Here is a 26,143-nt window from a genome sequence, read left to right as displayed (position 1 = left end):
CGTTTCGTGCCGGTTGTCCCGACCAGAGTAGAACTGCCCCCGGCCGCAGTTGCGGCCGGGGGCAGTCGTCAGGATCCGGTGCCGCTCAGAGCACGCACTCGGCCTCGGCGTACCGCTCGGCCGGGACCGTCTTCAGCGTCTCCACGGCCTGGGCCAGCGGCACCATCGTGATGTCCGTGCCGCGCAGGGCCGTCATCATGCCGAACTCGCCGCGGTGTGCCGCCTCGACCGCGTGCCAGCCGAAGCGGGTCGCCAGGACCCTGTCGTACGCGGTCGGGGTGCCGCCGCGCTGCACATGGCCGAGTATCACAGGGCGGGCCTCCTTGCCGAGACGCTGCTCCAGCTCGATGGAGAGCTGCGTGGCCACCCCGGCGAACCGCTCGTGGCCGTAGATGTCCTTGGTGCCCTGCTCGAACTCCATGGAGCCGACGCGCGGCTTGGCGCCCTCGGCGACCACGACGATCGCGAACTTCTTGCCTGCCGAGAAACGCTTGCCGACCAGCTCGGTCAGCTCGTCCATGTCGAAGGGGCGCTCCGGCACGACGATGGCGTGCGCACCGGCCGCCATGCCCGAGTGCAGGGCGATCCAGCCGGTGTGGCGGCCCATGACCTCCACGATCAGCACCCGCTGGTGCGATTCGGCGGTGGTCTTCAGCCGGTCGAGGGCGTCGGTGGCGACACCGACCGCGGTGTCGAAGCCGAACGTCACATCGGTCGATGCGATGTCGTTGTCGATGGTCTTCGGTACGCCGACGATCGGCAGACCCGCCTCGGAGAGCAGATTGGCCGCCTTCAGCGTGCCCTCGCCGCCGATCGGAATGATCGCGTCGAGACCGAGATCGGCGACATGGCCCTTGGCCTGTTCCACGCCGCCCCGCAGATGGGCGGGCTGTACCCGGGAGGAACCGAGGATCGTGCCGCCGCGGGCGAGAATGCCACCGACCGCGTCGAGGTCGAGCTTGCGGTAGTCGCACTCGAGGAGGCCCTTCCACCCGTCGTGGAAGCCGATGACCTCGTCGCCGTGGTCGACCACCGCGCGGTGCACGACGGAACGGATGACGGCATTGAGGCCGGGGCAATCGCCGCCGGAGGTGAGCACACCAATTCGCATTGCCCGGGAAACCTTTGCAACGTGGGCCGACGACCGGACCACGTCGTCCGGTTGGATCCCCGCCACCCTACCGGCGCAGAGTGGCGGGACCGAACCGGGCGTCCGCCTGCTGGACTCCGCTCAGTTGAGCGAATAGTCCGTCATGCGGGCTGGGTCGCCGAGGCGATGCGCTCGGCACGCAGCGCCTCGTACCAACGGTCGTCCGTCGGCGGCAGTGCGTTGACGTCGAGGGCCAGCTTCAGCAGCAGGTCCGCGATCATCGGGTTACGGGCCATCACGGGCCCGTGCATGTACGTACCGAAGACCGTGTCGTTGTACGCGCCCTCGGTGCCGTCACCCGTGCCGTTGCCCCCGCCGATCTGCACCCGGGCGAACGGCCGAGCCGTCGGACCCAGATGGGTGACGCCCTGGTGGTTCTCGAAACCGGTCAGCTGCGGCAGGCCCAGCTGCGGGTCGATGTCGGCCAGTACGTCACCGACGCACCGGGCTCCCTCGCCGCGGGTGGAGACCACGTCGAGCAGCCCGAGACCGGGCTCGCGCTCACCGAGGTCGTTGATGAACTCATGGCCGAGGATCTGGTAGCCGGCGCAGACCGAGAAGATGATCGCACCGTTGGACGCGGCCCGGCTGAGACCGCCGTCGCGGCGCAGCCGCTCCGCGGCGAGCCGCTGCGGCCGGTCCTCACCGCCGCCGATCAGATAGATGTCGCCGGACGTCGGGATCGGCTGGTCGCTGCGCACGTCGACGCGCTGCACGTCGAGACCGCGCTGCCGGGCCCGGCGCTCCACCACCAGCGCGTTGCCCTGGTCGCCGTAGGTGCTGAGCAGGTCGGGGTAGACCCAGACCAGACGCAGACCGTTGTTGCTCATGCTTCGTCCTCTCCGGAGGTGGCCGGGGCCGGGGTCAGTTGCCGACACGACGGCGCAGATCCTGGAAGGCGGTGTAGTTGGCGATGACCTCGATACGGCCGGGAGGGGCCTGCTGCACGGCCTCGTCGAGGTTCTCGCAGACCCGGAAGTCGAGACCGGCCACTTCGAGGCGGACCGCGAGGTCCAGCTTGCGGTCGCCGAGCACGAAGATCGGGTGGCCGGCGAGCTGGGTGTAGTCGACGTCCCACAGCCATGAGGTGTCCGTGCCGTCCGCGCCACGGGCGTTGACGGAGAGGATCACCGGGGTGGGCGGCGGGTCGATCAGGGAAAACGTTTCGAGCCAGCCCGCCGGGTTCTTCGCCAGCAGGAGCCGCAGCTCACGGCCGAGGAAGGTGACCACGTCGTAGCGGCCTGCGACGGCCTGCACCTGATACATGCGCTCCAGCGCGACCTGCGGCGGCACTCCGAAGACCGCGGCGACAGCGGCCGAGCTGGTGGCGTTCGCCTTGTTCGCGCGGCCGGGCAGCTGCAGGTGGATCGGCCATGCCGATCCGTGCGGGTCCAGGACGTAGTCGCCGTGCAGCACCCAGCTCGGCGCGGGGCGGCGGAAACCGCACTCGCCGCAGAACCAGTCGTCGCCGGGGCGCTGCATCACACCGCCGCAGGACGGGCAGGACCAGGCGTCGTCCTTCCACGCCTGGCCGGCCGCGACCCACACCACGTTGGGGGAGGAGGACGCCGCCCAGACGATCAGCGGGTCGTCGGCGTTGGCGACGATCACGGCCTTCGAGCCGGACAGCCCCTCACGCCACTTCTCGGCCAGCATCCGGGTCTCAGCGGCCCGGTCCAGCTGGTCGCGCGAGAGGTTGAGCAGCGCGATCACCTTGGGTGTCGTGTCCCGGGCGACACCGGCGAGGTACTTCTCGTCGACCTCGATCACGCCGTACTTGGCGTCCGAGCCACCGGCCAGGGCGGAGGTGATGCCCGCGGGCATGTTGGCGCCGAGCGCGTTCGACACGACCGGGCCCGCGGCGCGCAGCGCCTCGGCGATCAGCCGGGTCGTCGTCGTCTTGCCGTTCGTCGCCGACACGAGGATCACGTCCAGGTGCTGCGCCAGTCGCCCCAGCAGGTCGGGGTCGAGCTTGAGCGCCACCCGGCCGCCGATCACCGATCCGCTGCCGCGCCCCGCAGCGCGCGACACCGCCGCAGCGGCCTTGCCCGCCGTCACCGCCAGCTTGGCCCGCGGCGACAACGGCTCCGTGTTGCCTGCCATCGTCCTAGATCCTCCTTGCATCGGTCCGCGCCCAGCCTATCGATGTCCGGGACGGCGACCGCACCGCGGCACCACCGGGAACGTGGAGGTCACGTGGAACGTACTCTTACGGCCATGCGAAACCGCCCGATCCCCGGCAGTTCCGGACTCGTCCGTGCCATGACTCTGCTCGGCGACCCGGTGCTCCACGGTGCCTGTGAGGACGTCACCGACTTCGGACCCTCGCTCGCCCGGCTGGTCGAGGACATGTTCGCCACGATGTACGCGGCACAGGGGGTCGGGCTCGCAGCCAACCAGATAGGCGTTCCGCTGAGAGTGTTCGTCTACGACTGCCCGGACGACGAAGACGTCCGTCACCTCGGGCATCTCGTCAACCCGAAACCCGTCGAGGTGGACGGCATCACCGTACGCGGACCGGAGGGCTGTCTTTCGCTGCCGGGCCTGGAAGCCGCCACCCCGCGTTTCGACCATGCGGTAGTGGAGGGCATGAACGTCGACGGGGAGCCGGTACGGGTCGACGGCACCGGCTGGTTCGCGCGCTGTCTGCAGCACGAGTGCGACCACCTCGAAGGAACCGTCTACATTGACCGGCTGACCGGGCTGCGCCGGACGAGGGCGCTGCGCGCGGCCCGCCGGGCGCCGTGGGGGCGTACCAGCTGACCGCGACCGCGCGCCGCCGGAGTGTCAGCAGGCGGACGTCAGAAGCCGGGGCCGCCCGGCCGGTCGCCCGCGGCGGCCAGCCTGCCCCACAGCAGATCGGCCATGCTCCGCACCAACTGGGCGCGCGAGCAGGGGCGTTCGCCCAGCCACCAGTCGCCCGCGGCATGCATCATGCCGACGATGCCATGGCCCCAGATGCGGGCCATCTCCTGACTGTCCGGCCCCAGGTCCACCCGCTCGGCGATCACCAGAGCGAGTTCCTCGCCGAGCCTGCGCAGCAGCGGGGCGGAGTGCCGCCCGACGTCGAAGCCCTGCTCGGTGGAGGGTGCAGAGTCGTCGGACGGGTGCATCAGGAAGCGGTAGACCTGCGGGCGGGCCTCGATCGCCGCGAGATACGTGTCGAGCGTCGCCTCGACCCGCTGGCGGCGCTCGGCGGGGGCGTCGAGCGCCGCCCGCAGTGCGTTCAGCAGGGCATCGGTGTGGCGCTTGGCGAGTGCGCGGTAGAGGCCGCCCTTGTCGCCGAAGTGCCGGTACAGGATGGGTTTGGTGATCCCGGCTTCCGCTGCGATGGCGTTCATCGAAGCCTGGGGGCCGTCCCTGAGCACCACGCGGTCGGCGGCCTCCAGCAGCTCCCTGCGGCGCTGCTCGGCCGCGGTCCGCTGTCGCTCGGCCTGTCGTGTGGTCTCCATGTCGCCTCTCCCCACCCCTGGCCGCATAGGGCCATGCGAGTCCGTTACGCCTGCGCAACGTAACACCCTGCCCAGCGGTGGTGCCGATGGAGCCCGACCGGTTGACAGAGGCTACTAGTCGGTAACACACTGCCGTTACCGCAAGTAACGACTTGTTTTTACGGCAGTGCATGGAGGGGAACATGGCCGAGTTCACGCTCGAGCTCAACGACGACCAGAAGCAGGTCCGTGACTGGCTTCACGGCTTTGCCGCGGATGTGATCCGCCCGGCCGCTGCGGAGTGGGACGAGCGTGAGGAGACGCCCTGGCCCGTCATCCAGGAGGCGGCCAAGGTCGGCATCTACTCCCTCGACTTCTACGCCCAGCAGTTCTTCGACCCGACGGGGCTCGGCATTCCGATGGCGATGGAGGAGCTGTTCTGGGGCGACGCGGGCATCGCCCTGTCGATCGTCGGTACCGGCCTGGCGGCCGTCGGCGTCCTCGCCAACGGCACCGAGGAGCAGATCGGCACCTGGATCCCGCAGATGTACGGCGACGCGAGCGATGTGAAGGTCGCCGCCTTCTGCTCGTCCGAGCCGGACGCGGGCTCGGACGTAGCCTCCATGCGTACGCGCGCGGTGTACGACCAGGCCAAGGACGAGTGGGTGCTGAACGGCACCAAGACCTGGGCGACCAACGGCGGCATCGCCAATGTCCATGTCGTCGTCGCCGTGGTCGACGCGGAGCTCGGCTCCAAGGGACACGCCACCTTCATCGTGCCGCCGAACACCCCCGGCCTCTCTCAGGGCCAGAAGTTCAAGAAGCACGGCATCCGCGCCTCGCACACGGCGGAGGTCGTCCTGGAGGACGTCCGGGTCCCCGGTCACTGCCTGCTCGGCGGCAAGGAGAAGCTGGACCAGCGCCTGGCACGGGCCCGCGAGCGCGCCCGGTCGGGCGGCGAGCGCGTGAAGAACGCGGCGATGGCCACGTTCGAGGCGTCCCGGCCGGCGGTCGGCGCGATGGCGGTCGGCACGGCCCGGGCGGCGTACGAGGTCGCGCTCGACTACGCCAAGACCCGTACCCAGTTCGGCCGGCCGATCATCGACAACCAGGGCATCGCGTTCCAGCTCGCGGACATGCGTACGCAGATCGACGCGGCCCGGCTGCTGGTCTGGCGCGCCTCCTGGATGGCGACCACGGGCAAGCCGTTCGAGTCCGCCGAGGGCTCCATGTCCAAGCTGTACGCGAGCGAGACGGCGAAGAAGGTCACCGCGCAGGCGATCCAGATCCTCGGCGGCAACGGGTTCACCCGCGAGTACCCGGTGGAGCGGATGCACCGGGACGCGGCGATCTACACCATCTTCGAGGGCACGAGCGAGATCCAGCGCCTGGTGATCGCCCGCACGCTGTCGGGCATGCCGATTCGCTAGCGCTGTACCGCGGGGTGCCGGGTGGGCTGAAAAAAACGGCCCACCCGGCACAACGCTGCCCGTCAGGCGGGGAGCAGGGCCTCGATCGCCGTCACGAGCTCCGGGGCCTCCGGCTCCGTGCGGGGGCGGATGCGGGCCACCGGCTCGCCGGCCGGGGAGATCAGGAACTTCTCGAAGTTCCACTGGACGTCGCCCGCCTCGCCGTCCGCGTCCGCAAGCTGCGTCAGCTCCGCGTACAGCGGGTGCCGTCCGTCGCCGTTGACATCGACCTTCGACAGCAGCGGGAAGCTGATCCCGTATGTCGTCGAGCAGAACGTCTGGATCTCCTCCGCGCTCCCCGGCTCCTGGCCCGCGAACTGGTTGCACGGCACACCGAGCACGGTGAAGCCGCGGTCCCCGTACGTCTTCTGAAGCCGCTCCAGGCCTGCGTACTGCGGGGTGAGCCCGCACCGGGAGGCGACGTTCACCAGCAGGACCGCCTGGCCGCGGTAGGCGCCCAGGGTGGTCGGCTCGCCGGTCAGCGTGTGGAGGGGAATGTCGTACAGCGTCATGAGGGTCTCCTTGTAAATGTCGTACTCGGTACAAGCGGCTTGCCCGGTCATTGTTATGCCCGCAGCTTCATCGGCACGAAGTCGACTGCGCGGCTGTCCGAATCGCCTTGTAGTAGAACGTGGTCGGCTTCAGGGTCCCGGCCGGGTCGCCCGCGTAGTCCGGAGTGGACCCGCACTCCGTCCAGCCCGCCGAGCGGTAGAGCCGTTCGGCGGGGCTGCCGGTCTCGGTGTCCAGGACCAGCAGCGTCAGACCGGCCTCGGCCGCAGCGCACTCGACGGTGGCGAGCAGCGACCGTCCGAGCCCCCGGCCGCGCATCGACGGGCGCACCATCACCTTGGTGATCTCGGCGCGATGACGGGCGTTCGGCAACAGGGCCAGGTTCAGGCCGATGGTGCCGGCCACCCGCTCGCCGTCCCGCGCGATCCAGACGCGCTGGTCGCCGGCGTCGACCGCGGCGGCACGCCCCCGCCACCAGGCTGCGGCCGCACCGCGGTCGAGCGGCGCCAGGAACCCCACCGAGGCGCCGCTTTCCACGGTCTCCACCAGGAGAGCGGCGAGCTCGTCGGCATACGTGATCAGCTCGGGCCCGGAGACGGAGACGATCTCGGTGTGCGGGGTGGATGCGGTGAGGGGAGTGGGATCGGTCATGACTCGGGTCCTTTTCACGGCAGAACGATCATCACGGCATAGCGGACCGGGTCCGGGCCCGGGCAGTGGAAGTGCGAAGGGCCGCGCAGCCGGAACCGCAGACAGTCGCCCGTGCGCACGGTGTGCACGGTGTTCTCGACGGTGATCTCCACCGTTCCCTCCAGCACCCAGATGTGCTGTTCCAGACCGGCCACCGGCGCCTGCTCGTACGCGATGTCGGCGCCCGCATCGAGCCTCCCCTCGATGATCTCGGCACGCAGACCGGCGTGCGGCGGCGAGACCGAGCGGCGCACAAAACCGGACGCCTCGTCCCGCCACACCGGCTGCCGTTCGGCGCGCACCAGCTGCGGAGGCTCCGCCTCCACCTCCGTCAGCAGTCGTGACATCGTCCGCTCGAACACCGTGCACAACCGCCCGAGCTGGGCCGCAGTCGGGCTCAGCTCGCCGCGCTCCAGGCGCGACAGCGTCGAGCGGCTGACGTCGCTGCGCCGGGACAGCTCGTCCAGGGACCAGCCGCGCTCGGTGCGGAGCTCACCCAGCCGGGCGGCCAGCCGGGCATCGACGGACGTCGGCTCCACCTCTTCGGACTCTCTCACATCGGAGATGATATCCCTGATGTGAGAGAGCTCGTGGGTGTGACCGGCCGGAATGCCGGCGGAGTGGCGTCATGCCACGCTGAGACGGGGGATCGCGCCGGTCCGGCCTGCTCGGCCGGATGGCCCCGCCACCCAAGGAGACCGACATGGCCAGTGACGCCACCAGACCCAAAGTGGGCAGCCCCGGCCCCAGCCCATGGCATGGGCCCACGTCCGGCACCACCGTCCTCGCAGCAGCCCTGATGATCTTCGGTGGAGCGATGGCGATCCTCGAGGGGATCGCGGCCATCGCCAAGGACGACCTGTTCGTCGCGACGCGTCATTACGTCTTCCAGTTCAGCCTGGCGGGCTGGGGCTGGGTCCACCTCATTCTGGGCATCGTCATCGTCCTCGCCGGCTGTGCCGTACTCACCGGTGCTCTGTGGGCGCGCTACTTCGGAGTGGCCGTCGCCGGACTGGGCGCGATCGCCAACTTCCTGTGGGTGCCGTACTACCCCTTGTGGGCCATGGCGCTGGTGGCCGTCAACATCTTCATCGTCTGGGCGCTGTGCACGGGCATGCACAGAGAAGCGCACGAAGGCTCGGCGGCCTGACCCGGACGTGTCCGGCCGGGACTTCCTCCCCGACGGCGGTGATTACGGCAGTCGGCCCTGTCACGGGTGAGGAATTGCGGCTCGCCGCCTAGGGTGCGAGTCATGCCGGAGAGCGCAACGTCCATGGGAGGCGCGGCGGGGCGCGAGATGGCCCCGGCGCCCGACCCCCGCCGCTGGCAGGCACTTGCCGTGTGCCTGGTGGCGGGCTTCATGACGCTGTTGGACGTGTCCATCGTCAACGTCGCCCTGCCGTCGATCCGTAACGACCTGCGGAGCCCGGAATCGGATCTGCAATGGGTCCTCTCCGGCTACTCCCTGGCCTTCGGGCTCCTCCTCATCCCCGCCGGGCGGCTGGGCGACGCCCGGGGGCGCCGTGTGGTGTTCCTGGCAGGACTCGCCGTCTTCACGCTGGCGTCGGTGGCATGCGGAGCCGCACCGTCCAGTTTCTGGCTGGTGGTCGCCCGAGTGATTCAGGGCCTCGGCGGAGCCCTGATCTCGCCGCAGATCTCCGCGTTGATCCAGCAGATGTTCTCCGGCCAGGAGCGGGGCCGCGCCTTCGGCATGTTCAGCACGGTGGTCGCCATCTCGACCGCCGTCGGCCCCCTGCTGGGCGGGCTGCTGATCCAGGCGGCCGGATCGGAGGAGGGCTGGCGCTGGGTGTTCTACGTCAATCTGCCGCTCGGCATCGTCTGCTTCCTGCTCGCCCGGCGCCTCCTCCCGGACACACCGGCGGCGGGCCGCGTACGCCCGAGGGACCTCGACCCCGTCGGCGTACTCCTCCTCGGTTCGGGCGTGCTGGCCCTGCTGCTGCCCTTCATCCAGGCGCAGCAGTGGTCCGGGGACGGGAAGTGGCTGCTGGTCGCTGTGGCCGCGATGCTGCTCGCCGTCTTCGCCTGCTGGGAGGCCCGGTGCGGCAGGCATGGCACCGTGCCCGTCCTGGACCTGTCGCTGTTCCGGCTGCACTCCTACTGGCTGGGCTGCATGGTGAGCCTGCTGTACTTCGCCGGATTCACCTCGATCTTCTTCATCAGCACTCTCTACCTGCAGGCCGGCCTCCACTGCACCGCCCTCGAGGCCGGACTGGCCATCACACCGTTCGCTCTGGGGGCAGCGGCCGCGGCGGGACCGGGTGGCCGGATGGTCGGCCGTTACGGGCGACCGCTGGTCGTTGTGGGGCTGTCCACGGTGGTCGTCGGACTCGCCGCCACCGTGCTCGCCGTGCACATCGTCCCGGGCCGCGCCGTCGCCTGGGCGATGGCGGCCCCGCTGCTCCTGGCAGGTGTGGGCAGCGGCCTCGTCATCGCCCCGAACCTGACCCTGACCCTGTCCCAGGTACCGGTGGTCGGCGGCGGGAGCGCGGCGGGCACGCTCCAGACCGGCCAGCGTGTCGGCTCCGCGATCGGGATCGCCGCGGTCGGCTCGGTCTTCTTCGCGCGACTGCCCTCCGAGGGCTGGAGGTCCGCGTTCGACAGCGGGCTCATCGTCTCGGCCGCCTTCGTGCTGGGGGCACTCGTCCTGGCGATGACCGATGTGGCGGTCTCCCGGCGGAACGCGAAACGTACCGGCAGCCCGTCCGACCCCGGCCCGTCCGACTGGAAGGGAGACCATGATGAGCAACCCCGCCGGCAGTGAGCCGGACGGCAACGCCGCGTACGGACACAAGCCGTTCAAGAGGTCCAAGAGCCACTTCGCGGACCGGATCGCGGCCGACGGCCGGGACGGCTGGCCGGTCGAGGCAGGCCGCTACCGGCTGGTCGTGAGCCGCGCCTGCCCCTGGGCGAGCCGCGCCCTCGTCTCCCGGCGCCTCCTCGGCCTGGAGGACGCCCTGTCGCTCGCCGTGGCCGACCCCATCCAGGACGACCGCAGCTGGCGCTTCACCCTGGACGCGGGCGGCCGGGACCCGGTGCTCGGCATCGCGTACCTCAGCGAGGCGTACGAGGCGCGCGAAAGCGACTACTCCGGCGGTGTCAGCGTGCCCGCGATCGTGGACGTACCCAGCGGGAAGCTCGTCACCAACGACTTCCAGCAGATCACCCTGGACTTCGCGACCGAGTGGACCGCGCTGCACCGGCCCGGAGCGCCCGATCTCTACCCCGAACGGCTGCGGGAGGAGATCGACGAGGTCATGGGCGGCATCTACCGCGACGTCAACAACGGCGTGTACCGGGCCGGATTCGCCAGCGGCCAGGACGAGTACGAAGCCGCGTACCACGATGTGTTCCGCAGACTCGACCTGGTCTCCGAACGCCTCAGGGGCCGGCGCTATCTGGTGGGGGAGACGCTCACGGAGGCCGACATCCGGCTGTTCACCACACTCGTGCGCTTCGACGCCGTCTACCACGGGCACTTCAAGTGCAACCGCTCGAAACTGACCGAGGACCCGGTGCTCTGGGCCTACGCCAGGGACCTGTTCCAGACCCCCGGATTCGGCGACACCGTCGACTTCGACCACATCAAGCAGCATTACTACCGGGTGCACACGGGCATCAATCCCACCGGAATCGTGCCCCTGGGCCCCGACCTCTCCGGCTGGCGGACACCGCACCACCGCGAGCAGCTCGGCGGCCGCCCCTTCGGCGACGGCACCCCACCCGGATAAGCCGCGTCCGGGCGGCGGCTCTCGCCCGGCCGTGTCCCTAACCGGCGCCCCGTCCGTCCAGGAGGGCGGCGGGCTCCGGGGCGAGCCGGAGCGAGACGACGTACGCGACCACGACCGAGACGATCACCAGCGGCATGACGGTGAGCCCCGGAGATCCCAACAGCAGAGTGGCCAGCAGCACCGAGGTCATCGGAAGTCTGAGCATCGCCACGCACATGGCACCGATGCCCATCGCGAACCCGGACGTCACGTTCAGCCCGGGCAGATGGGAGAGCGCGATGCCGCCCGCCGCTCCCACGAACATCGCGGGGAAGACGGGACCTCCCCGGAAACAGCTCAAGGACGCGCAGTACGCCAGCCCCTTGCAGACGATGAGCACCAGGAGCGTGCCCACCGTGTAACCGGCGCTCCCGGCAAGCAGGGGGTCCAGCGCGTTCTGCCCCGAGTACAGCACCCCGGAGGCGGCGTTCCCCGTGACTTCCGCATACGCCAGCGCGAGGACCCCGACCACGAGCCCCATCAGCACGGTGCCCACCACCATCCGGCGCTCGACCCGCGCCTGCAAGAACAGGGCGAGCCGCCGGATCCCTTCGCCGACGACGGCCGCCGCCAGCCCGACGACGACCGCCCAGCCGAACTGGGCCAGGTCCGGCTCATCGGCCCGCGGCACGTGGTGAAGTGCCAAGGAGTACGTTCCCAGACCGGTCCACGAACCCAGTCCGACGAAGATGAGCGAACCCACACCTGAGGCGAGCAGGCCCGGCACCAGGACCATCCCGAGCACGGCCCCGCCGAGGCCCGACGCCTCCATCAGCAGGAACGCCCCGAGAAGCGGAGACCCCAGCAGGGCGCTGACGGCGGCGAAGCTGCCGGCGGCTCCCACGACGGCACGCGCGTTCGGCTCGATGTCCCGCTTCACCAGGCGCACGGTCCACACGGCAAGCCCGCCGCCGAGGGCGATGAGCGGCGCCTCGGGCCCGAGTACGGCACCGATGCCCAGCGAAGCCAGGGCAGCGATCGCGATACCGGGCAGCTCTACCGCCGTTGGAGCCCCCGTCGTCTTCATGCCTTCGGCCGGCTTGTGCCCGCCTGTGCCTGGGAGGTAACGGATGGTCAGCCCGACCAGCAGGCCGGCGACGACCATCAGCGGCACCGGCCACCACGGCGGCGTGGCGTGGAAACCCAGCGCCTTCGGCAGGTCGGAGTAGGTCAGCAACTGGAGTTCGTGGGTGAGCGCGAGGAAACCGAAGGCCACCGCCGAGATCGGAACCCCGAGAAGCGCCGCCATGACCAGCAGGCCCGTGTAACCACGGGTGCGGACGAGCGCAAAGGGGTCCGGGGATGCCGCGGCGGACGCCCCGACGGGCTTGGCCGACATACTCATTGTCTCCTCAGCGTCGGAGCCCTCAGGCAGGCGCCGGCCCGCGAGCGTTCAAAACGTGATACCACGCGATGGTGATACGCCCGGGACGCCGGACCGGCCCCGTGCGGTGGGTCCCGCACTTCCACCCCCATGGACCCGGTCCGGCGTACGGATCACCGCCGGTCGCTGTCCGGCTCGGACGCGGAGAGCCTGCCCGCGCGAACCGCCTCGACCAGAGTCCGATGGTCCCGCTCGGTCAGATCGGCGTACGCCTCGGCGAACGTATGGAGCGCTCGGTCGAACGCATCGCCGCGGCCCAGGTACGCGGCGATGGCGATGCGGTCGCCGGATCTCGCGTGGGCACGGGCCAGCGTGGTGCCGCAGACCTCGCCGAACGTCCTCAGGCCGACCGGCGTCATCGACTCGGGCTCGAGCCCGCCCTTCCAGTCGCGCAACTGGCGTACGTAGAAGTCGCGGCGCCGCCCGTCGATCCCGTCCGCCCGCGTCCAGCCGAGGAAGATGTCGCTCGTGGCCTGCATCAGCCGCTGCCCCGCAACCACCCGCTCGCCCTCGCTGCGGTACTCGCCGGCACCGACGTGCGGGCCGAGCACCGATGTGCCGGCCTCCTTGGCCTGCAGGAAGAGCGGGTCCCGGCCGTCCCTGCCGGTCAGCAGGATGATCCAGCATCGGGTGCCGACGCTACCCACCCCGACCACCTTGCGGGCGGCATCCACGAACCGGAAATTCCCGAGGAGGGAACGCCGGTCCGGCTGGAGACTCCGGGCGTAGCCCCTGATCAGTCCGCGCAGCCGCTCTTCCAGTGCGTCGCGCTCGACCTCGGGAAGCAGATTCGTGAGCGGTACGAGCAATGGCGGGTCCGCGGCGATCCGGACCTGCCCGTCGACCGTTTCGGTGAGCTTGTCGAAAGCCTGCAGGCTGTCCCGGGTACGGGCCTTGTCCATGGCCCGGTCCAGGCTCCTTCGGCCGTGCTTGGCCAGCTTCCGGGACGCCATGGCCGCAAGGCGGTCCGCGTCGATCCTCGCGTACCAGACACCGAGGTTGGTCATGCCCGCGAACCGGATCATCGCCTCGCGGTACGACCGCACCGTCGCCGGCACGACGCGGGCGCGCTCCCGGTCCGTGAAGCCGTTCGCCCGTCCCGCGACGGCGAGACTGGCCGCCAGCCGCTTCACGTCCCATTCCCAGGGGCCGGGCAGCGATTCGTCGAAGTCGTTGATGTCGAACATCAGCTGCCGTTCCGGGGAGGCGAGCAGCCCGAAGTTCAACAGATGTGCATCCCCGCACAGTTGGGCCCTGATCCCGGAGTCCCGGGCGGTGGCCAGGTCGGCGGCCATGATCGCGGCGGCGCCCCGGTAGAAGCGGAACGGCGACTCGGCCATCCGGCTGTAGCGGATCGGGACGAGCTCGGGAATCCTGGCCGCGGACTGGGCTTCGAGGATGCCCAACGGGTCCGGCCGGTCCGACGACGGTGCGAACCCGGCGTGGCTGGAACGGGGTGTGCGGCGGCGGGCGGCCTTCCCCCGGGCGGCCCGCTCCGAGGGCGTCAGGGGAGGTGCGGAACGGAGCGTCGACGCGCTGTCCTGGCTCATCGAAGACCCTCCTGACTGCTTCCTTCCCCGATCATCGCGGGTCGTCCCGGTTTCGGCATCATCTGGCGGGCCCGGCCCAGGGCAGCTGCGGAGGACGTAAGGCCCGAGACCCGCCGATCACTTCCGCCTGTCGTCCCAGGGAGTCCCCAGCCAGCTGTCGAAGCTGCGCAGAAGCGCGACCAGCGCCGCGCCCAGCCGCCAGTCGCACCACTCGGCGTGCGCGCCGAGCACCTGATACGTCGCCACGCCGTCGGCCGCGGACGTGGTGACCAGTGTGGCCAGCCGTGTCCGACGCTGCGGGTCGGCCCACAGGACGAAAGAGCGCACCCCGCCCCTTCGCGCCTCCAGGTACGCGGGTATGCCGCCCGGCGGCAGTTCGCGCTCCGGATACGCGACGTCCCGGGACGTACCTCCGGGTGAGTCGGCGTACGTGATGACGTGCCCGACCGGATCGATGCCGTCCGGTGCGATGTCCTTCTTCTTGTCCTGGGGGACCGGCGCCATTGTCAGCGCGCTGCTCACCCGCGAACTCCTCCGCTGTCTTCCGCTGTCCGCAGTTCGGAAGTCGCAGAGTAGACCCGGGACTTGAGAAGATCGATTCGTGGAGTCTTCTGAACCGTTGCCCGGGTCCGACATCGAGCCGCTGCCCGGGACCGGACGAGCCGCGGGCCGTCGACTGGTCCGTTGCCGCCTCTGCGGCCGCCCGCTCACCGGTACGGACTCGCGCCGCACCGGTCTGGGCCCCGCCTGCGACGCCAAACTGCACCCCGCCGCGCCGGACATCCGCACCCGCCGCCACGAGGTCGAACAGGACCCGCTGCCCGGTACCTGAGGCGGCGATGGCAGCTACGTGCCCAGGCGGCGGAACAACCCTTCCTGCACCACGGACACCAGCAGATTGCCGTCGCGGTCATGGATCCGGCCGCGCGCCAGTCCCCGTCCGCCGGTCGCGATCGGCGACTCCTGGTCGTACAGGAACCACTCGTCGGCCCGGAACGGCCGGTGGAACCACATCGCGTGGTCCAGCGACGCCATGTCGAAGCCGCGCGGTCCCCACAGCGGCTCCACCGGGATGCGGACCGCGTCGAGGAGGGTCATGTCGCTCGCGTACGTCAGCGCGCAGGTGTGCACGAGCGGGTCGTCGCCCAGTGGGCCGACCGCGCGCATCCAGACCGCGCTGCGCGGGTCCGCGTCCTTGATCTCCTCGTGCGTCCAGCGCAGCCGGTCGACGTACCGGATGTCGAACGGCTGGCGCCGAGCCATCCGCTCCAGCGCGTCCGGCAGCGCCCCGAGGTGCTCGCGGACCTCCTCGGCAACCGTCGGCAGCTCCTCGGGGCCCGGGACGCTCCGAGCGGGCGGCAGCTGGTGCTCGAAGCCTGCCTCCTCCGGCCGGTGGAAGGACGCCGTCAGATTGAAGATCGTCCGGCCCTCCTGAACGGCGGTGACCCGGCGGGTGGTGAACGACCGCCCGTCACGCACCCGCTCGACCTGGTAGACGATCGGCACGCCGGGCCGGCCCGCCCGGAGGAAGTACGCGTGCAGCGAATGGACCGGCCGGTCCCCGTCGGTGGTACGGCCGGCCGCCACCAGCGCCTGCCCGGCGACCTGGCCGCCGAAGACCCGCTGCAGAGACTCCTCGGGGCTGCGCCCGCGGAAGATGTTGACCTCGATCCGCTCCAGGTCGAGCAGGTCGACCAAGCTCTCGGCGGGGTTCATCATGCGGTTCTTCTCCACTCTCGCAGGGGCGCCGTATGCAGGGCGGGTGCGGTCACAGCTGGCCGACCGAGGTGACCCTGACGACTGCCCGGCCCTCTTCGTCGGAGGCCGCCAGATCGATCTCCGCGCTGATGCCCCAGTCGTGGTCGCCATTCGGATCGGCAAATGTCTGGCGCACCCGCCACAGGCCGTGCGCGGCGTCGTCGTCGATCTTCAGCAGCTTCGGCCCGCGGGCGTCCGGACCGGTGCCCAGATCCTCGTACTCGTCCCAGTACGCGTCCATCGCCTCGCCCCACGCGTCCTCGTCCCAGCCCGTGTCGCCGTCCAGCTCGCCGAGCTGGGCGACCTTGTCCAGCGCGGCCAGCTCCACGCGGCGGAACATCGCGTTGCGGACCAGCACCCGGAAGGCGCGCGCGTTGGCGGTGACCGGCTTGACCTCGTCGGCGCGCTCCTGCGCCTCCTCCGCGGTCTCCACCTCCGGGTTGGCGAGCTGCTCCCACTCGTCGAGGAGACTGGAGTCCACCTGCCGCACCATCTCGCCGAGCCAGGCGATCAGGTCCTCCAGGTCCTCGGACTTCAGGTCGTCCGGGATGGTGTGCTCAAGAGCCTTGTACGCGCTCGCCAGGTACCGCAGCACGATGCCCTCGGTGCGGGCCAGCTCGTAGTTCGAGGTGAACTCCGTGAATGTCATGGCGCGTTCGTACATGTCACGGATCACGGACTTCGGTGAGACCGGGTGGTCGCCCACCCACGGGTGGCTCTTGCGGTACACGTCGTACGCGTGCCACAGCAGCTCGCTCAGCGGCTTCGGGTACGTGACGTCCTGGAGCCGTTCCATCCGCTCCTCGTACTCGACACCGTCCGCCTTCATCTGGCCGACCGCTTCGCCGCGCGCCTTGTTCTGCTGGGCGGCCAGGATCTGCCGCGGGTCGTCGAGCGTCGACTCGACGACGGAGACCATGTCCAGCGCGTACGACGGCGACTCGCCGTCCAGCAGGTCGAACGCGGCCAGCGCGAATGTGGACAGCGGCTGGTTCAGCGCGAAGTCCTGCTGGAGATCGACGGTGAGCCGCACGATGCGGCCCTCGGCGTCCGGCTTGTCGAGCTGTTCCACGACTCCGCCGTCCAGCAGCGAGCGGTAGATCGCGATGGCCCGGCGGATGTGGCGCAGCTGCGCCTTGCGCGGCTCGTGGTTGTCCTCCAGCAGATGCCGCATCGCCTCGAAGGCGTTGCCGGGACGTGCGATCACGGACAGCAACATCGTGTGCGTGACCCGGAAGCGGGAGTTCAGCGGCTCCGGATCGGACTGGATCAGCTTGTCGAACGTGGTCTCCGACCAGGCGACGAAGCCCTCGGGGGCCTTCTTGCGGACCACCTTGCGCTTCTTCTTCGGGTCGTCGCCCGCCTTCTTGACGGCCTTCTCGTTCTCGATGACGTGCTCGGGCGCCTGCGCGACGACGAAGCCCGCCGTGTCGAAGCCGGCCCGGCCCGCACGGCCGGCGATCTGGTGGAACTCACGGGCGCGCAGCGTACGGACCCGGGTGCCGTCGTACTTGGTGAGCGCCGTGAAGAGCACCGTGCGGATCGGGACATTGACCCCGACGCCGAGGGTGTCCGTACCGCAGATGACCTTCAGCAGACCCGCCTGGGCGAGCTTCTCCACCAGTCGCCGGTACTTCGGGAGCATGCCCGCGTGATGCACCCCGATGCCGTGCCGCACATAGCGGGAGAGGTTCTGGCCGAACTTCGTGGTGAAGCGGAAGTTGCCGATCAGATCGGCGATCTTCTCCTTCTCCTCCTTGGTGCACATGTTGATGCTCATCAGCGACTGCGCCCGCTCGACGGCTGCGGCCTGCGTGAAGTGCACGATGTAGACGGGCGACTGCCTGGTCTCCAGGAGTTCGGTGAGGGTCTCGGTGATCGGGGTCAGCCGGTACTCGTAACTGAGCGGGACCGGCCGGGTCGCGGAGCGCACGACGGTGGTGGGGCGGCCGGTGCGGCGGGTCAGGTCCTGCTCGAACATCTTGACGTCACCGAGGGTGGCCGACATCAGGATGAACTGGGCCTGCGGCAGCTCCAGGAGCGGGATCTGCCAGGCCCAGCCCCGGTCCTGCTCCGCATAGAAGTGGAACTCGTCCATCACGACCTGGCCGATGTCGGCGTGCTTGCCGTCACGCAGCGCGATGGAGGCCAGCACCTCGGCCGTGCAGCAGATCACCGGGGCGTCCGCGTTGACGGAGGCGTCGCCGGTGAGCATTCCGACGTTCTCCGTACCGAACAGTTTGCACAGGTCGAAGAACTTCTCCGAGACCAGCGCCTTGATCGGCGCCGTGTAGAAGGTGACCTTGTCCTGGGCCAGCGCCGTGAAGTGCGCACCCGCCGCGACCAGGCTCTTTCCGGAACCGGTGGGGGTGGACAGGATCACGTTCGCCCCGGAGACCACCTCGATCAGCGCCTCCTCCTGAGCAGGGTAGAGGGTGATGCCCTGGGTCTCGGTCCATGACGAGAAGGCCTCGAAGAGGGCGTCCGGGTCGTCGGTCGGGGGCAGCTGATCGATAAGGGTCACGCCCCCATCTTGCCTGCCTTCTGCCCGGATGAGGGAACCGGACGACCGTATGAAGATCACGGACGATACGCTTCCCACTCAACTCGGCCGCATCGCAACGGCGATGGCGGCCGGACAACTTCGGGGGCGGGAAGAACCATGATGGGACCGGCACACTCACTGTCCGGGGCGGCGGCCTGGCTGGGGGTGGGCGCGGCGGCGGCTGCCGCCGGCCATACGATGCCGTGGCCCGTCCTGGTCGTCGGTGCACTGATCACCGCGGGCGCCGCACTCGCCCCGGACCTGGATCACAAGTCCGCGACGATCTCGCGCGCCTTCGGACCGGTCTCCCGCGGAATCTGCGAGATCGTCGACAAGCTCTCGCACGCCGTCTACAAGGCGACCCGGGGCCCCGGTGACCCGCGCAGGAACGGTGGCCACCGGACCCTGACGCACACCTGGCTCTGGGCGGTCCTGATCGGTGCCGGGGCCTCCGCCCTGGCGATAGCCGGCGGCCGGTGGGCGGTCCTCGCGATCCTCTTCGTTCATCTGGTGCTCGCCGTCGAAGGACTCCTGTGGCGGGCCGCCCGGATGTCCAGCGATGTCCTGGTATGGCTGCTCGGCGCGACCAGCGCCTGGATACTGGCGGGCGTCCTGGACAAGCCGGGCAACGGCTCGGACTGGCTCTTCAGCGCCCCCGGCCAGGAGTATCTCTGGCTCGGGCTGCCGATCGTCCTCGGCGCTCTCGTCCATGACATCGGGGACGCGCTGACCGTCTCCGGCTGCCCGATCCTCTGGCCGATCCCGCTGGGCCGCAAGCGCTGGTACCCGCTGGGGCCGCCGAAGGGCATGCGGTTCCGGGCCGGCAGCTGGGTGGAGCTGAAGGTGCTGATGCCGGCGTTCATGGTGCTCGGAGGAGTGGGCGGGGCGGCCGCCCTCAACTTCATCTGACCACTGACCGCCCCGGGACCCTCCAGGAGATCAGGCCGATTCGCGCGGCACCAGCCGGTGCGCCAGGACGATCTCCCGAGCCGTCCCCGGACCGTCCCCGTCCAGCCGGTCGAGCAGCAGCTGCGCGGCCGAACGGCCGATCTCCCGCGCCGGGTTGAGCACCGTGGTCAGCGCGGGGGAGATCAGTGACGCCGCCTCGATGTCGTCGTACCCGGTGATCGCCACGTCGTCCGGCACCCGCAGTCCCGCCGCCCTCGCGGTGTCCAGGGCGCCGATCGCGATCAGGTCGTTGGCGCACACCACGGCGTCCGGCGGTTCTCCGGCGGTCAGCACAGTCGTCGCCCCGGCCCGCCCGCCCTCGCGGGTGAAGCCGGTCCAGACGACGAGTTCACCGGGCACCGGCAGCCCCGCAGCCTCCAGGGCCTTCCGGTAGCCCATTCCGTTCGACGCCCTTGCGATCCCGCTGTCCGACATCTTCCGGGACTGGGGTCTGCAGAACACGTACGCTGGACTGATCCTGCCCGGCATAGGCAACGGTTTGGCGATCTTCCTGCTGCGCCAGTTATTCCTGGCCATTCCGCGCGAACTCGTCGAGGCGGCCCGGATGGACGGGCTCAGCTGGTGGGGCGTCTTCTCGAAGATCTACGTCCCCCTGTCGCGGCCCACGCTGATCGGCGCCGGACTGACCCTGTTCACGTTCCAGTGGCAGTCCTACATGCGGCCGCTGCTGGTCGGGACGGAACCGGACAAGCAGCTCGGCCCGATCGCGCTGGGCACCCTCCAGGGGCAGATGGTCGTCGACTACGGCCAGGTGCTCGCCGCCGCTGTCGTCCTGACCGTCATCCCGCTCGTCGTACTGCTGCGACTGCAGCGGTACTTCACGCAGTCCATCGCGGGCAGCGGCCTGAAGTGACTACCAAGAAAGCCGCGAACGACCCGAGGAACACAATGATTCAACACCCCGCCGACGTCCTCCTGGACACCGATATCGGCAGCGACGTCGACGACGCTCTCGCCCTCGGCGTGCTGCTCGGCTCGCCCGAGGCCCGGATCACCGGCATCACCACCGTCTACGGCGACACCCTGCTGAGAGCCCGCCTTGCCCACCGGCTCGGGGCCCTCGCCGGCCACGACCTCACCGTCGTCCCCGGCGCCGGTGAGACTCTCTCCGGCAAGGGCGTCTGGTGGGCCGGGCACGAGGGCAAGGCCTTCACCGACCTGGAGACCGAGCGGGTACGCGACGACATCGCCGCCGACCGCTACCTGGTCGACACCGTTCTCGCCAGGCCCGGCGCCACCGACATCATCGCCATCGCCCCGCTCGCCAACATCGCCCGCGCGATCCGTCGCGACGACCGTTTCGCCACGGGCGTACGCACCCTGTACATGATGGGAGGCAGCTTCGGGCCCGGCGCCAAGGCGGAACACAACATCGCCAGCGACATCGCGGCCGCCCGCATCGTCTTCGGCTCCGGCATCCGTGCCGTCGTCACCGGCCTGGACATCACCACGCGGCTTCGCGTCGAACGGACCGGCATCGAAGCGATCCGGGCAGCAGGTGCGTACGGTGAGGCGCTCGCCCGCGAGATCGACGCCTGGACCGGCTTCACCGGCGAACCGTGGAGCGTCCCGCACGACCCGATCACCGCGCTCTCCCTGTTGCGCCGCGACCTCTACACCACCGAACGCGGCACGGTCGAGGTCACGGACGAAGGACTGACCGTATTCACGGCCGACCCGGAGGGTCCTGTGGACCTCGTCGTCGACGCCGATGTGGAGGCGGTCGCCGAGGAGATCGTCGCCCGGATCGTCCGGGCCTCACGAGGTGACTGAGGGGCTGTCATGCGCAGGGGACCCACCGCGGGCCAGGCGAGACTTCGCGGACACGCCCCAGCGGCGCTGCAAGCGCAACAGTGCCCCGGGCGGAGGTGAACCACCCGGGGCACCGTCGTTGGCCGGGTAGCGCCGGCGCTGCCGTGCACCCTGCTGCTCGGTCCCTCAGCGCTCAGACGGAGGGGACCGCGCGTCCCTTGCCCGAGAGCCTCAGAAGGACCGCAGCCAGGGCCATGTCTGCGGGCCGACGCCACCGTCCTCAGCGATGCCCGCGTTGTAGGTGTCATTCACCCACACCTGGAATCTCTTGGTCGCCGCCTTCGAGTTCGACCCGAAGACGCCATCGATGGTTCCTGGATCCGTGTTCAGCCCCGGGATACCCAAGTACTTGAGCAGGCACTGAGCCTCGACACCTGCTGAGGTGACCTGGGTGGACGACGGACTGGCCGTCATCCCGCTGTAGTGACCGGCGTACCAGTAGCCGTTGGAATTGCTGAAGCTGCACGTAGCTGCCTGGGTGGAGACGCTGCCGGCGTGGGCAGCCGGGGCTATCGCGACTCCCCCTCCGATCAGCAGTGCCGTCATGAGAGCTGATGTGACGCTCTTGCGCAGTGACATGTCTGTCCTCCGTCTGTGAAACCGCTTGTCGGGTCGGATCCGCGGTGAGGCTCCGGCCTTCGAGGTCCTCAGCCGTTCGAAATTGACCGGGCTCGGAGTGGGATGTGCAGCCAAATGTGTTTCGGGTGGTGCCCGTTCGGATGGTTCAGAGCCGTGCGCTTGGCGTGAACTCATGTTCCACTCACCCAGCGTCTTCGTCATGCTCATTCGACTCAGATGAAATACCGCAGGTGAGCGGGCAGAGAGGACGAGGATGCTCCGCTTCCATTTCTCAGCCGAGGAGCTGGCCGGACCCCGGGTGGGCAGGGCATCGCAGGGCTCGGCGCCGGCCTGGATGCCATCCGGCACACCCCACGCCACCACATAGCCCAAGAAGTTGCGCAACTAGGCAGGATCACCCGCGCCCCGGCCCGGGTTCTACGACTCGCCGAGAGCGAGATCCGCGACGAGCTGGTCGAGGCGCTGAGCGCCTACCGCCAAGCCGTCATCGCACCCCATGTCGAAGCCGCGCGGCGCACCGGGCGTCCGCACTCCCCTCTGTGCCGCCCTGCTCGGGAAGGGCCTGCCTGAGCAGCACCAGGGCGGCAGGGCGGACGAGGAGAACCGCCGGCGCCCGCCAGCGAGATGCCGGCGGGCGCCCCTGAACGTTGCTCCGGTCGGCTCAGCCGTGCCAGGACCGCCACAGCGCCGCATAGGCGCCGTCCGCCGCCACCAGCTCGTCATGGCTGCCCAGTTCGCTGATCCGGCCGCGCTCGACCACCGCGATCACATCCGCGTCGTGCGCGGTGTGCAGCCGGTGCGCGATCGCCACGACCGTACGGCCGTCCAGCACCCGCGCCAGCGAGCGTTCCAGATGCCGGGCCGCCCGCGGGTCCAGCAGCGAGGTCGCCTCGTCCAGCACCAGCGTGTGCGGATCGGCCAGCACCAGCCGGGCCAGCGCGATCTGCTGCGTCTGCGCCGGGGTCAGTGCCAGACCGCCCGAACCGACCTCGGTGTCCAGTCCCTCGTCCAGCGCCTTCGCCCAGCCGTCCGCGTCGACCGCGGCGAGCGACGCCCACAGCTCGGCGTCCTCGGCACCCGTACGGGCCAGCAGCAGATTGTCGCGCAGCGAACCGACGAACACATGGTGCTCCTGGTTGACCAGCGCCACATGCGTGCGTACCCGCTCCGCCGTCATCCGGGACAACTCCGCACCGCCCAGCGTGACTTCACCGCTGCGCGGGGCGTAGATCCCGGCCAGCAGCCGGCCGAGCGTGGACTTGCCCGCACCGGACGGGCCGACCAGCGCAAGGCGCGTGCCCGGGGCGACATCCAGCGACACCTTGTGCAGGACGTCGACCCCGTCGCGATAGCCGAAGTGCACATCGCCCGCCCGGACGTCCCGGCCGTCCGGGGCCACCTCCGTCTCGCCCGCGTCCGGCTCGATGTCCCGGACGCCGACCAGCCGGGCCAGCGACACCTGCGCGACCTGCAGCTCGTCGTACCAGCGCAGGATCAGACCGATCGGGTCGACCATCATCTGCGCGAGCAGCGCACCGGTCGTCAGCTGTCCGACGGTGAGCCACCCCTCGATGACGAACCAGCCGCCGAGCATCAGGACTGCGCCGAGGATCGTCACGTACGTGACGTTGATGACGGGGAACAGCACCGAACGCAGGTACAGCGTGTACCGCTCCCAGGCCGTCCACTCCTTGATCCGCCGGTCCGACAGTGCCACCCGGCGCGCGCCGAGCCGGTGCGCCTCCACCGTCCGCCCGGCGTCCACGGTCTCCGCGAGCATCGCCGCGACCGCCGCGTATCCGGCGGCCTCCGAGCGGTACGCGGACGGCGCCCGGCGGAAGTACCAGCGGCAGCCGAGGACCAGCACCGGCAGCGCCAGCAGCACGGAGAGCGCCAGCGGCGGAGCCGTCACGGTGAGCGCACCGAGCAGCAGCCCCGCCCACACCACACCGATCGACAGTTGCGGCACGGCCTCACGCATCGCGTTGGCCAGCCGGTCGATGTCCGTGGTGATCCGGGACAGCAGATCACCGGTCCCGGCCCGCTCCAGCACCCCCGGCGGCAGCCCGACCGAGCGTACGAGGAAGTCCTCGCGCAGATCGGCCAGCATCTCCTCGCCGAGCATCGCGCTGCGCAGCCGCATCATCCGCGTGAACACGGTCTGCACCACCAGCGCGAGTGCGAACACCGCGGCGGTGCGCTCCAGATGGAGATCGGCGACCCCGGTCGACAGGTCCTCGACCAGCCCGCCCAGCAGATACGGCCCGACGATCGAGGCGATCACCGCGACCGCGTTGACCGAGATGAGCACGGCGAACGGCTTGCGGTGGCGCCGCATCAGCTCCCGTACATAGGCCCGTACGGTGGTGGGGGTGCCGACCGGCAGGGTCGTCGCCGACTCCGGGGCGGCCGGGTCGTACGCCGGTTGTGCGACGCCGATCATGCCCTCTCCTCGATTTCCTCGATCGCTTTGATCTCGTTGACCTTGTCGATCTTGTTCAGTGCGGTCAGGGCCGCGACTTCGTCATCGGTCTCGCGGGTGACGACCGCCCGGTACCGCGGTTCGGTGTGCAGCAGTTCGCGGTGCGCACCGACCGCGACGACCGTGCCGTCGTGCACCAGCACCACCCGGTCCGCGAGGTCGAGCAGCAGCGGCGACGAAGCGAACGCCACCGTCGTACGACCGGTGCGCAGCGCCTTGATCCCGGCGGCGACCCGGGCCTCGGTGTGCGAGTCGACGGCGGACGTCGGCTCGTCCAGAACCAGGGCCTCGGGGTCGGTGACCAGTGAACGGGCCAGCGCGAGCCGCTGACGCTGGCCGCCGGAGAGCGACCGGCCGCGCTCGGTGATCCTGGTGGTCATCGGGTCGCCGTCCGTGGCGACCGAGGCCTGCGCCAGCGCGTCCAGCACATCACCGCACTGGGCGGCGGACAGCGCGTCCTCGGCGGTCACCACACCGGACGACGGCACGTCGAGCAGCTCCCGCAGTGTCCCGGAGAGTAGCACCGGGTCCTTGTCCTGGACCAGCACCGCGGTCCGGGCGGCCGCCAGCGGAAGCTCGTCCAGGGGTACGCCACCGAGCAGGACGGACGGGGCCTTCTCCGGCGGGCCCTCGGCGGCGTCGTCCGCCGTGTCCGGTTCCGCGCCCACCTCGGCGTGACCGCCGAGCCGTTCGGCCAGCCGCCCGGCCTCGTCCGGATCGCCGCAGACCACCGCGGTGAACAGACCCGACGGTGCCATCAACCCGGTCACCGGGTCGTACAGGTCGCCGGCCGGCACCGCGTCGACGGTCGAAGGCTCGGCGGTGCGGTGCAGCGAAAGCACCCGGACGGCCCGCTGCGCGGACGGCCGCGAGAAGGAGTACGCCATCGCGATCTCCTCGAAGTGCCGCAGCGGGAACAGCATCAGGGTCGCCGCGCTGTACACCGTGACCAGCTGACCGACCTCGATCCGGCCGTCGCGGGCCAGCGTCGCCCCGTACACGACCAGCGAGATCAGCAGCACACCCGGCAGCAGTACCTGGATCGCCGAGATCAGCGACCACATCTGCGCGCTGCGCACCGCGGCCTTGCGGACCTCCTGCGAGGCACGCCGGTAGCGGCCGAGGAACAGCTCCTCGCCGCCGATGCCGCGCAGCACCCGTAGCCCGGCCACGGTGTCCGACGCCAGCTCGGTGGCCTTGCCGGCCTTCTCGCGCTGGACATCGGCGCGCCGGGTGGCGCGGGGGAGCAGCGGCAGTACCGCCAGCGCCAGGAGTGGCATGGCGAGCGCCACCAGGACGCCCAGCGACGGCAGATAGAGGACGAGTCCGACGCAGATCAGTACGAGAGCGGCGGCGGCAGCGGCGAAGCGGGAGAGTGCCTCGACGAACCAGCCGATCTTCTCGACGTCGCCGGTGGACACTGCGACGACCTCGCCCGCGGCGACCCGGCGGGTCAGTGCGGCGCCGAGTTCCGCCGTCTTGCGGGCCAGCAGCTGCTGGACGCGGGCGGCAGCGGTGATCCAGTTGGTGACGGCGGTGCGGTGGAGCATGGTGTCGCCGACCGCGATCAGCACACCGAGGACCGCGATGAGCCCGCCCGCCAGCGCAAGCCGGCCGCCTGAACGGTCGACCACCGCCTGCACGGCAAAGCCGACGGCCAGCGGCAGCCCGGCGATGGAGCACTGGTGCAGCAGGCCCCAGGACATGGACTTGAGCTGCCCACGGATCTGGTTGCGGCCGAGCCAGAGCAGGAAGCGTGGGCCTGACCGGACATCAGGATCGCCAGGATCTGAGTACGGAAGATCGCGAATCTGCATGACGTCCCATGGTTCGGAAGGGCAGAGATCTGCGGAAGACCTCGAGGAGCGGGTGGGGGGACCAAACCGTGCAAGGTTCGCGTCCTGCCAGGGTCCGAGGCAAACGGTTTTTTGCTCGACGGTAAAGTTTCGGCTCGTATTCGCGGCAGGTCACAGGCGGTGAGCCCGGCCGCCCGGCCCATGGTGCGAATATGGGCGGATGCGAATAA

At 70.1% G+C, this 26,143-nt stretch carries 25 protein-coding genes; 9 read left to right on the top strand and 16 right to left on the bottom strand.

Annotated features, from left to right (window positions below; translation table 11 throughout):
* Positions 1 to 85: 85 nt before the first annotated feature.
* From ABZV38_RS18710 to ABZV38_RS18700, 3 genes are all read right to left on the bottom strand, one after another.
* Positions 86 to 1,111, bottom strand: a complete 1,026-nt coding sequence (locus tag ABZV38_RS18710) for a 6-phosphofructokinase (protein WP_356328291.1) — start codon at positions 1,109 to 1,111, stop codon at positions 86 to 88.
* Positions 1,112 to 1,251: 140 nt separating this feature from the next.
* Positions 1,252 to 1,980: a glutamine amidotransferase gene (locus tag ABZV38_RS18705; RefSeq protein WP_356328289.1), complete on the bottom strand. Its 729-nt coding sequence runs from the start codon at positions 1,978 to 1,980 to the stop codon at positions 1,252 to 1,254.
* Positions 1,981 to 2,014: 34 nt separating this feature from the next.
* On the bottom strand, positions 2,015 to 3,253 hold the full coding sequence (locus ABZV38_RS18700; protein WP_267006401.1) for a MurT ligase domain-containing protein: 1,239 nt from the start codon (positions 3,251 to 3,253) through the stop codon (positions 2,015 to 2,017).
* Positions 3,254 to 3,367: 114 nt separating this feature from the next.
* Here ABZV38_RS18700 and def point away from each other — a divergent pair, with 114 nt between their 5' ends.
* Positions 3,368 to 3,913 (top strand): peptide deformylase, encoded by a 546-nt coding sequence (gene def, locus ABZV38_RS18695; RefSeq protein ID WP_356328287.1) that lies wholly within the window; start codon positions 3,368 to 3,370, stop codon positions 3,911 to 3,913.
* 38 nt (positions 3,914 to 3,951) lie between these two features.
* On the opposite strand, the gene ABZV38_RS18690 is transcribed toward def, so the two are convergent.
* Complete coding sequence (locus ABZV38_RS18690; protein WP_356328285.1) at positions 3,952 to 4,602, bottom strand: TetR family transcriptional regulator; 651 nt, start codon at positions 4,600 to 4,602, stop codon at positions 3,952 to 3,954.
* Positions 4,603 to 4,784: 182 nt separating this feature from the next.
* Here ABZV38_RS18690 and ABZV38_RS18685 point away from each other — a divergent pair, with 182 nt between their 5' ends.
* On the top strand, positions 4,785 to 6,011 hold the full coding sequence (locus ABZV38_RS18685) for an acyl-CoA dehydrogenase family protein (protein WP_356328284.1): 1,227 nt from the start codon (positions 4,785 to 4,787) through the stop codon (positions 6,009 to 6,011).
* Positions 6,012 to 6,073: 62 nt separating this feature from the next.
* On the opposite strand, the gene ABZV38_RS18680 is transcribed toward ABZV38_RS18685, so the two are convergent.
* The 3 genes from ABZV38_RS18680 to ABZV38_RS18670 all read right to left on the bottom strand — a co-directional run bounded on the left by ABZV38_RS18680 (position 6,074) and on the right by ABZV38_RS18670 (position 7,807).
* Positions 6,074 to 6,562 (bottom strand): glutathione peroxidase, encoded by a 489-nt coding sequence (locus tag ABZV38_RS18680; RefSeq protein WP_356328282.1) that lies wholly within the window; start codon positions 6,560 to 6,562, stop codon positions 6,074 to 6,076.
* A gap of 67 nt (positions 6,563 to 6,629) precedes the next feature.
* A complete protein-coding gene (locus ABZV38_RS18675; RefSeq protein WP_356328281.1) occupies positions 6,630 to 7,211 on the bottom strand; it encodes a GNAT family N-acetyltransferase in 582 nt (193 codons plus the stop codon).
* Positions 7,212 to 7,225: 14 nt separating this feature from the next.
* Complete coding sequence (locus tag ABZV38_RS18670; protein WP_356328279.1) at positions 7,226 to 7,807, bottom strand: XRE family transcriptional regulator; 582 nt, start codon at positions 7,805 to 7,807, stop codon at positions 7,226 to 7,228.
* Positions 7,808 to 8,049: 242 nt separating this feature from the next.
* Between ABZV38_RS18670 and ABZV38_RS18665 the strand changes: the two genes are divergently transcribed.
* From ABZV38_RS18665 to ABZV38_RS18655, 3 genes are all read left to right on the top strand, one after another.
* Positions 8,050 to 8,400 (top strand): hypothetical protein, encoded by a 351-nt coding sequence (locus tag ABZV38_RS18665; RefSeq protein ID WP_356328378.1) that lies wholly within the window; start codon positions 8,050 to 8,052, stop codon positions 8,398 to 8,400.
* Positions 8,401 to 8,502: 102 nt separating this feature from the next.
* Positions 8,503 to 10,032, top strand: coding sequence for an MFS transporter (locus tag ABZV38_RS18660; RefSeq protein WP_356328277.1), 1,530 nt, complete (start codon positions 8,503 to 8,505; stop codon positions 10,030 to 10,032).
* Positions 10,010 to 10,999, top strand: a complete 990-nt coding sequence (locus tag ABZV38_RS18655) for a glutathione S-transferase C-terminal domain-containing protein (protein ID WP_356328275.1) — start codon at positions 10,010 to 10,012, stop codon at positions 10,997 to 10,999. Before ABZV38_RS18660 ends, ABZV38_RS18655 begins: the two co-directional genes overlap by 23 nt.
* 37 nt (positions 11,000 to 11,036) lie before the next feature.
* On the opposite strand, the gene ABZV38_RS18650 is transcribed toward ABZV38_RS18655, so the two are convergent.
* From ABZV38_RS18650 to ABZV38_RS18640, 3 genes are all read right to left on the bottom strand, one after another.
* Positions 11,037 to 12,377, bottom strand: a complete 1,341-nt coding sequence (locus tag ABZV38_RS18650; RefSeq protein WP_356328274.1) for a chloride channel protein — start codon at positions 12,375 to 12,377, stop codon at positions 11,037 to 11,039.
* Between the two features lie 158 nt (positions 12,378 to 12,535).
* Positions 12,536 to 13,972, bottom strand: coding sequence for a DUF2252 domain-containing protein (locus tag ABZV38_RS18645; protein WP_356328272.1), 1,437 nt, complete (start codon positions 13,970 to 13,972; stop codon positions 12,536 to 12,538).
* A 117-nt stretch (positions 13,973 to 14,089) separates the two neighbouring features.
* On the bottom strand, positions 14,090 to 14,494 hold the full coding sequence (locus ABZV38_RS18640) for a hypothetical protein (protein ID WP_356328270.1): 405 nt from the start codon (positions 14,492 to 14,494) through the stop codon (positions 14,090 to 14,092).
* A 79-nt stretch (positions 14,495 to 14,573) separates the two neighbouring features.
* On the opposite strand from ABZV38_RS18640, the gene ABZV38_RS18635 reads away from it, so the two are divergent.
* A complete protein-coding gene (locus ABZV38_RS18635) occupies positions 14,574 to 14,804 on the top strand; it encodes a DUF6011 domain-containing protein (protein ID WP_356328268.1) in 231 nt (76 codons plus the stop codon).
* Between the two features lie 14 nt (positions 14,805 to 14,818).
* On the opposite strand, the gene ABZV38_RS18630 is transcribed toward ABZV38_RS18635, so the two are convergent.
* Together ABZV38_RS18630 and ABZV38_RS18625 are read right to left on the bottom strand one after the other, a co-directional pair.
* Positions 14,819 to 15,691, bottom strand: a complete 873-nt coding sequence (locus tag ABZV38_RS18630; protein ID WP_356328266.1) for an acyl-CoA thioesterase II — start codon at positions 15,689 to 15,691, stop codon at positions 14,819 to 14,821.
* 49 nt (positions 15,692 to 15,740) lie between these two features.
* A complete protein-coding gene (locus ABZV38_RS18625; protein WP_356328264.1) occupies positions 15,741 to 18,254 on the bottom strand; it encodes a DUF3516 domain-containing protein in 2,514 nt (837 codons plus the stop codon).
* A gap of 138 nt (positions 18,255 to 18,392) precedes the next feature.
* Between ABZV38_RS18625 and ABZV38_RS18620 the strand changes: the two genes are divergently transcribed.
* On the top strand, positions 18,393 to 19,184 hold the full coding sequence (locus tag ABZV38_RS18620; RefSeq protein WP_356328262.1) for a metal-dependent hydrolase: 792 nt from the start codon (positions 18,393 to 18,395) through the stop codon (positions 19,182 to 19,184).
* A gap of 30 nt (positions 19,185 to 19,214) precedes the next feature.
* Here ABZV38_RS18620 and ABZV38_RS18615 read toward each other — a convergent pair whose 3' ends face one another.
* Complete coding sequence (locus ABZV38_RS18615; protein WP_356328260.1) at positions 19,215 to 19,658, bottom strand: substrate-binding domain-containing protein; 444 nt, start codon at positions 19,656 to 19,658, stop codon at positions 19,215 to 19,217.
* Here ABZV38_RS18615 and ABZV38_RS18610 point away from each other — a divergent pair.
* Together ABZV38_RS18610 and ABZV38_RS18605 are read left to right on the top strand one after the other, a co-directional pair.
* On the top strand, positions 19,621 to 20,097 hold the full coding sequence (locus ABZV38_RS18610; RefSeq protein ID WP_356328377.1) for a carbohydrate ABC transporter permease: 477 nt from the start codon (positions 19,621 to 19,623) through the stop codon (positions 20,095 to 20,097). The genes ABZV38_RS18615 and ABZV38_RS18610 overlap by 38 nt on opposite strands.
* A gap of 35 nt (positions 20,098 to 20,132) precedes the next feature.
* Positions 20,133 to 21,017 (top strand): nucleoside hydrolase, encoded by an 885-nt coding sequence (locus ABZV38_RS18605; RefSeq protein ID WP_356328258.1) that lies wholly within the window; start codon positions 20,133 to 20,135, stop codon positions 21,015 to 21,017.
* A 210-nt stretch (positions 21,018 to 21,227) separates the two neighbouring features.
* On the opposite strand, the gene ABZV38_RS18600 is transcribed toward ABZV38_RS18605, so the two are convergent.
* The 3 genes from ABZV38_RS18600 to ABZV38_RS18590 all read right to left on the bottom strand — a co-directional run bounded on the left by ABZV38_RS18600 (position 21,228) and on the right by ABZV38_RS18590 (position 25,934).
* Positions 21,228 to 21,635, bottom strand: a complete 408-nt coding sequence (locus tag ABZV38_RS18600; RefSeq protein ID WP_356328256.1) for a peptidoglycan-binding domain-containing protein — start codon at positions 21,633 to 21,635, stop codon at positions 21,228 to 21,230.
* 661 nt (positions 21,636 to 22,296) lie between these two features.
* Positions 22,297 to 24,078: an ABC transporter ATP-binding protein gene (locus tag ABZV38_RS18595; RefSeq protein WP_356328255.1), complete on the bottom strand. Its 1,782-nt coding sequence runs from the start codon at positions 24,076 to 24,078 to the stop codon at positions 22,297 to 22,299.
* Positions 24,075 to 25,934 (bottom strand): ABC transporter ATP-binding protein, encoded by a 1,860-nt coding sequence (locus ABZV38_RS18590; RefSeq protein ID WP_356328253.1) that lies wholly within the window; start codon positions 25,932 to 25,934, stop codon positions 24,075 to 24,077. Before ABZV38_RS18590 ends, ABZV38_RS18595 begins: the two co-directional genes overlap by 4 nt.
* Positions 25,935 to 26,143: the final 209 nt, after the last annotated feature.

This window comes from Streptomyces sp. NPDC005181 (assembly GCF_040608395.1).
Lineage (GTDB): Bacteria > Actinomycetota > Actinomycetes > Streptomycetales > Streptomycetaceae > Streptomyces.
Note: the sequence above shows the minus strand (reverse complement) of the source record. Positions and strands in the feature narration are given on the sequence as shown.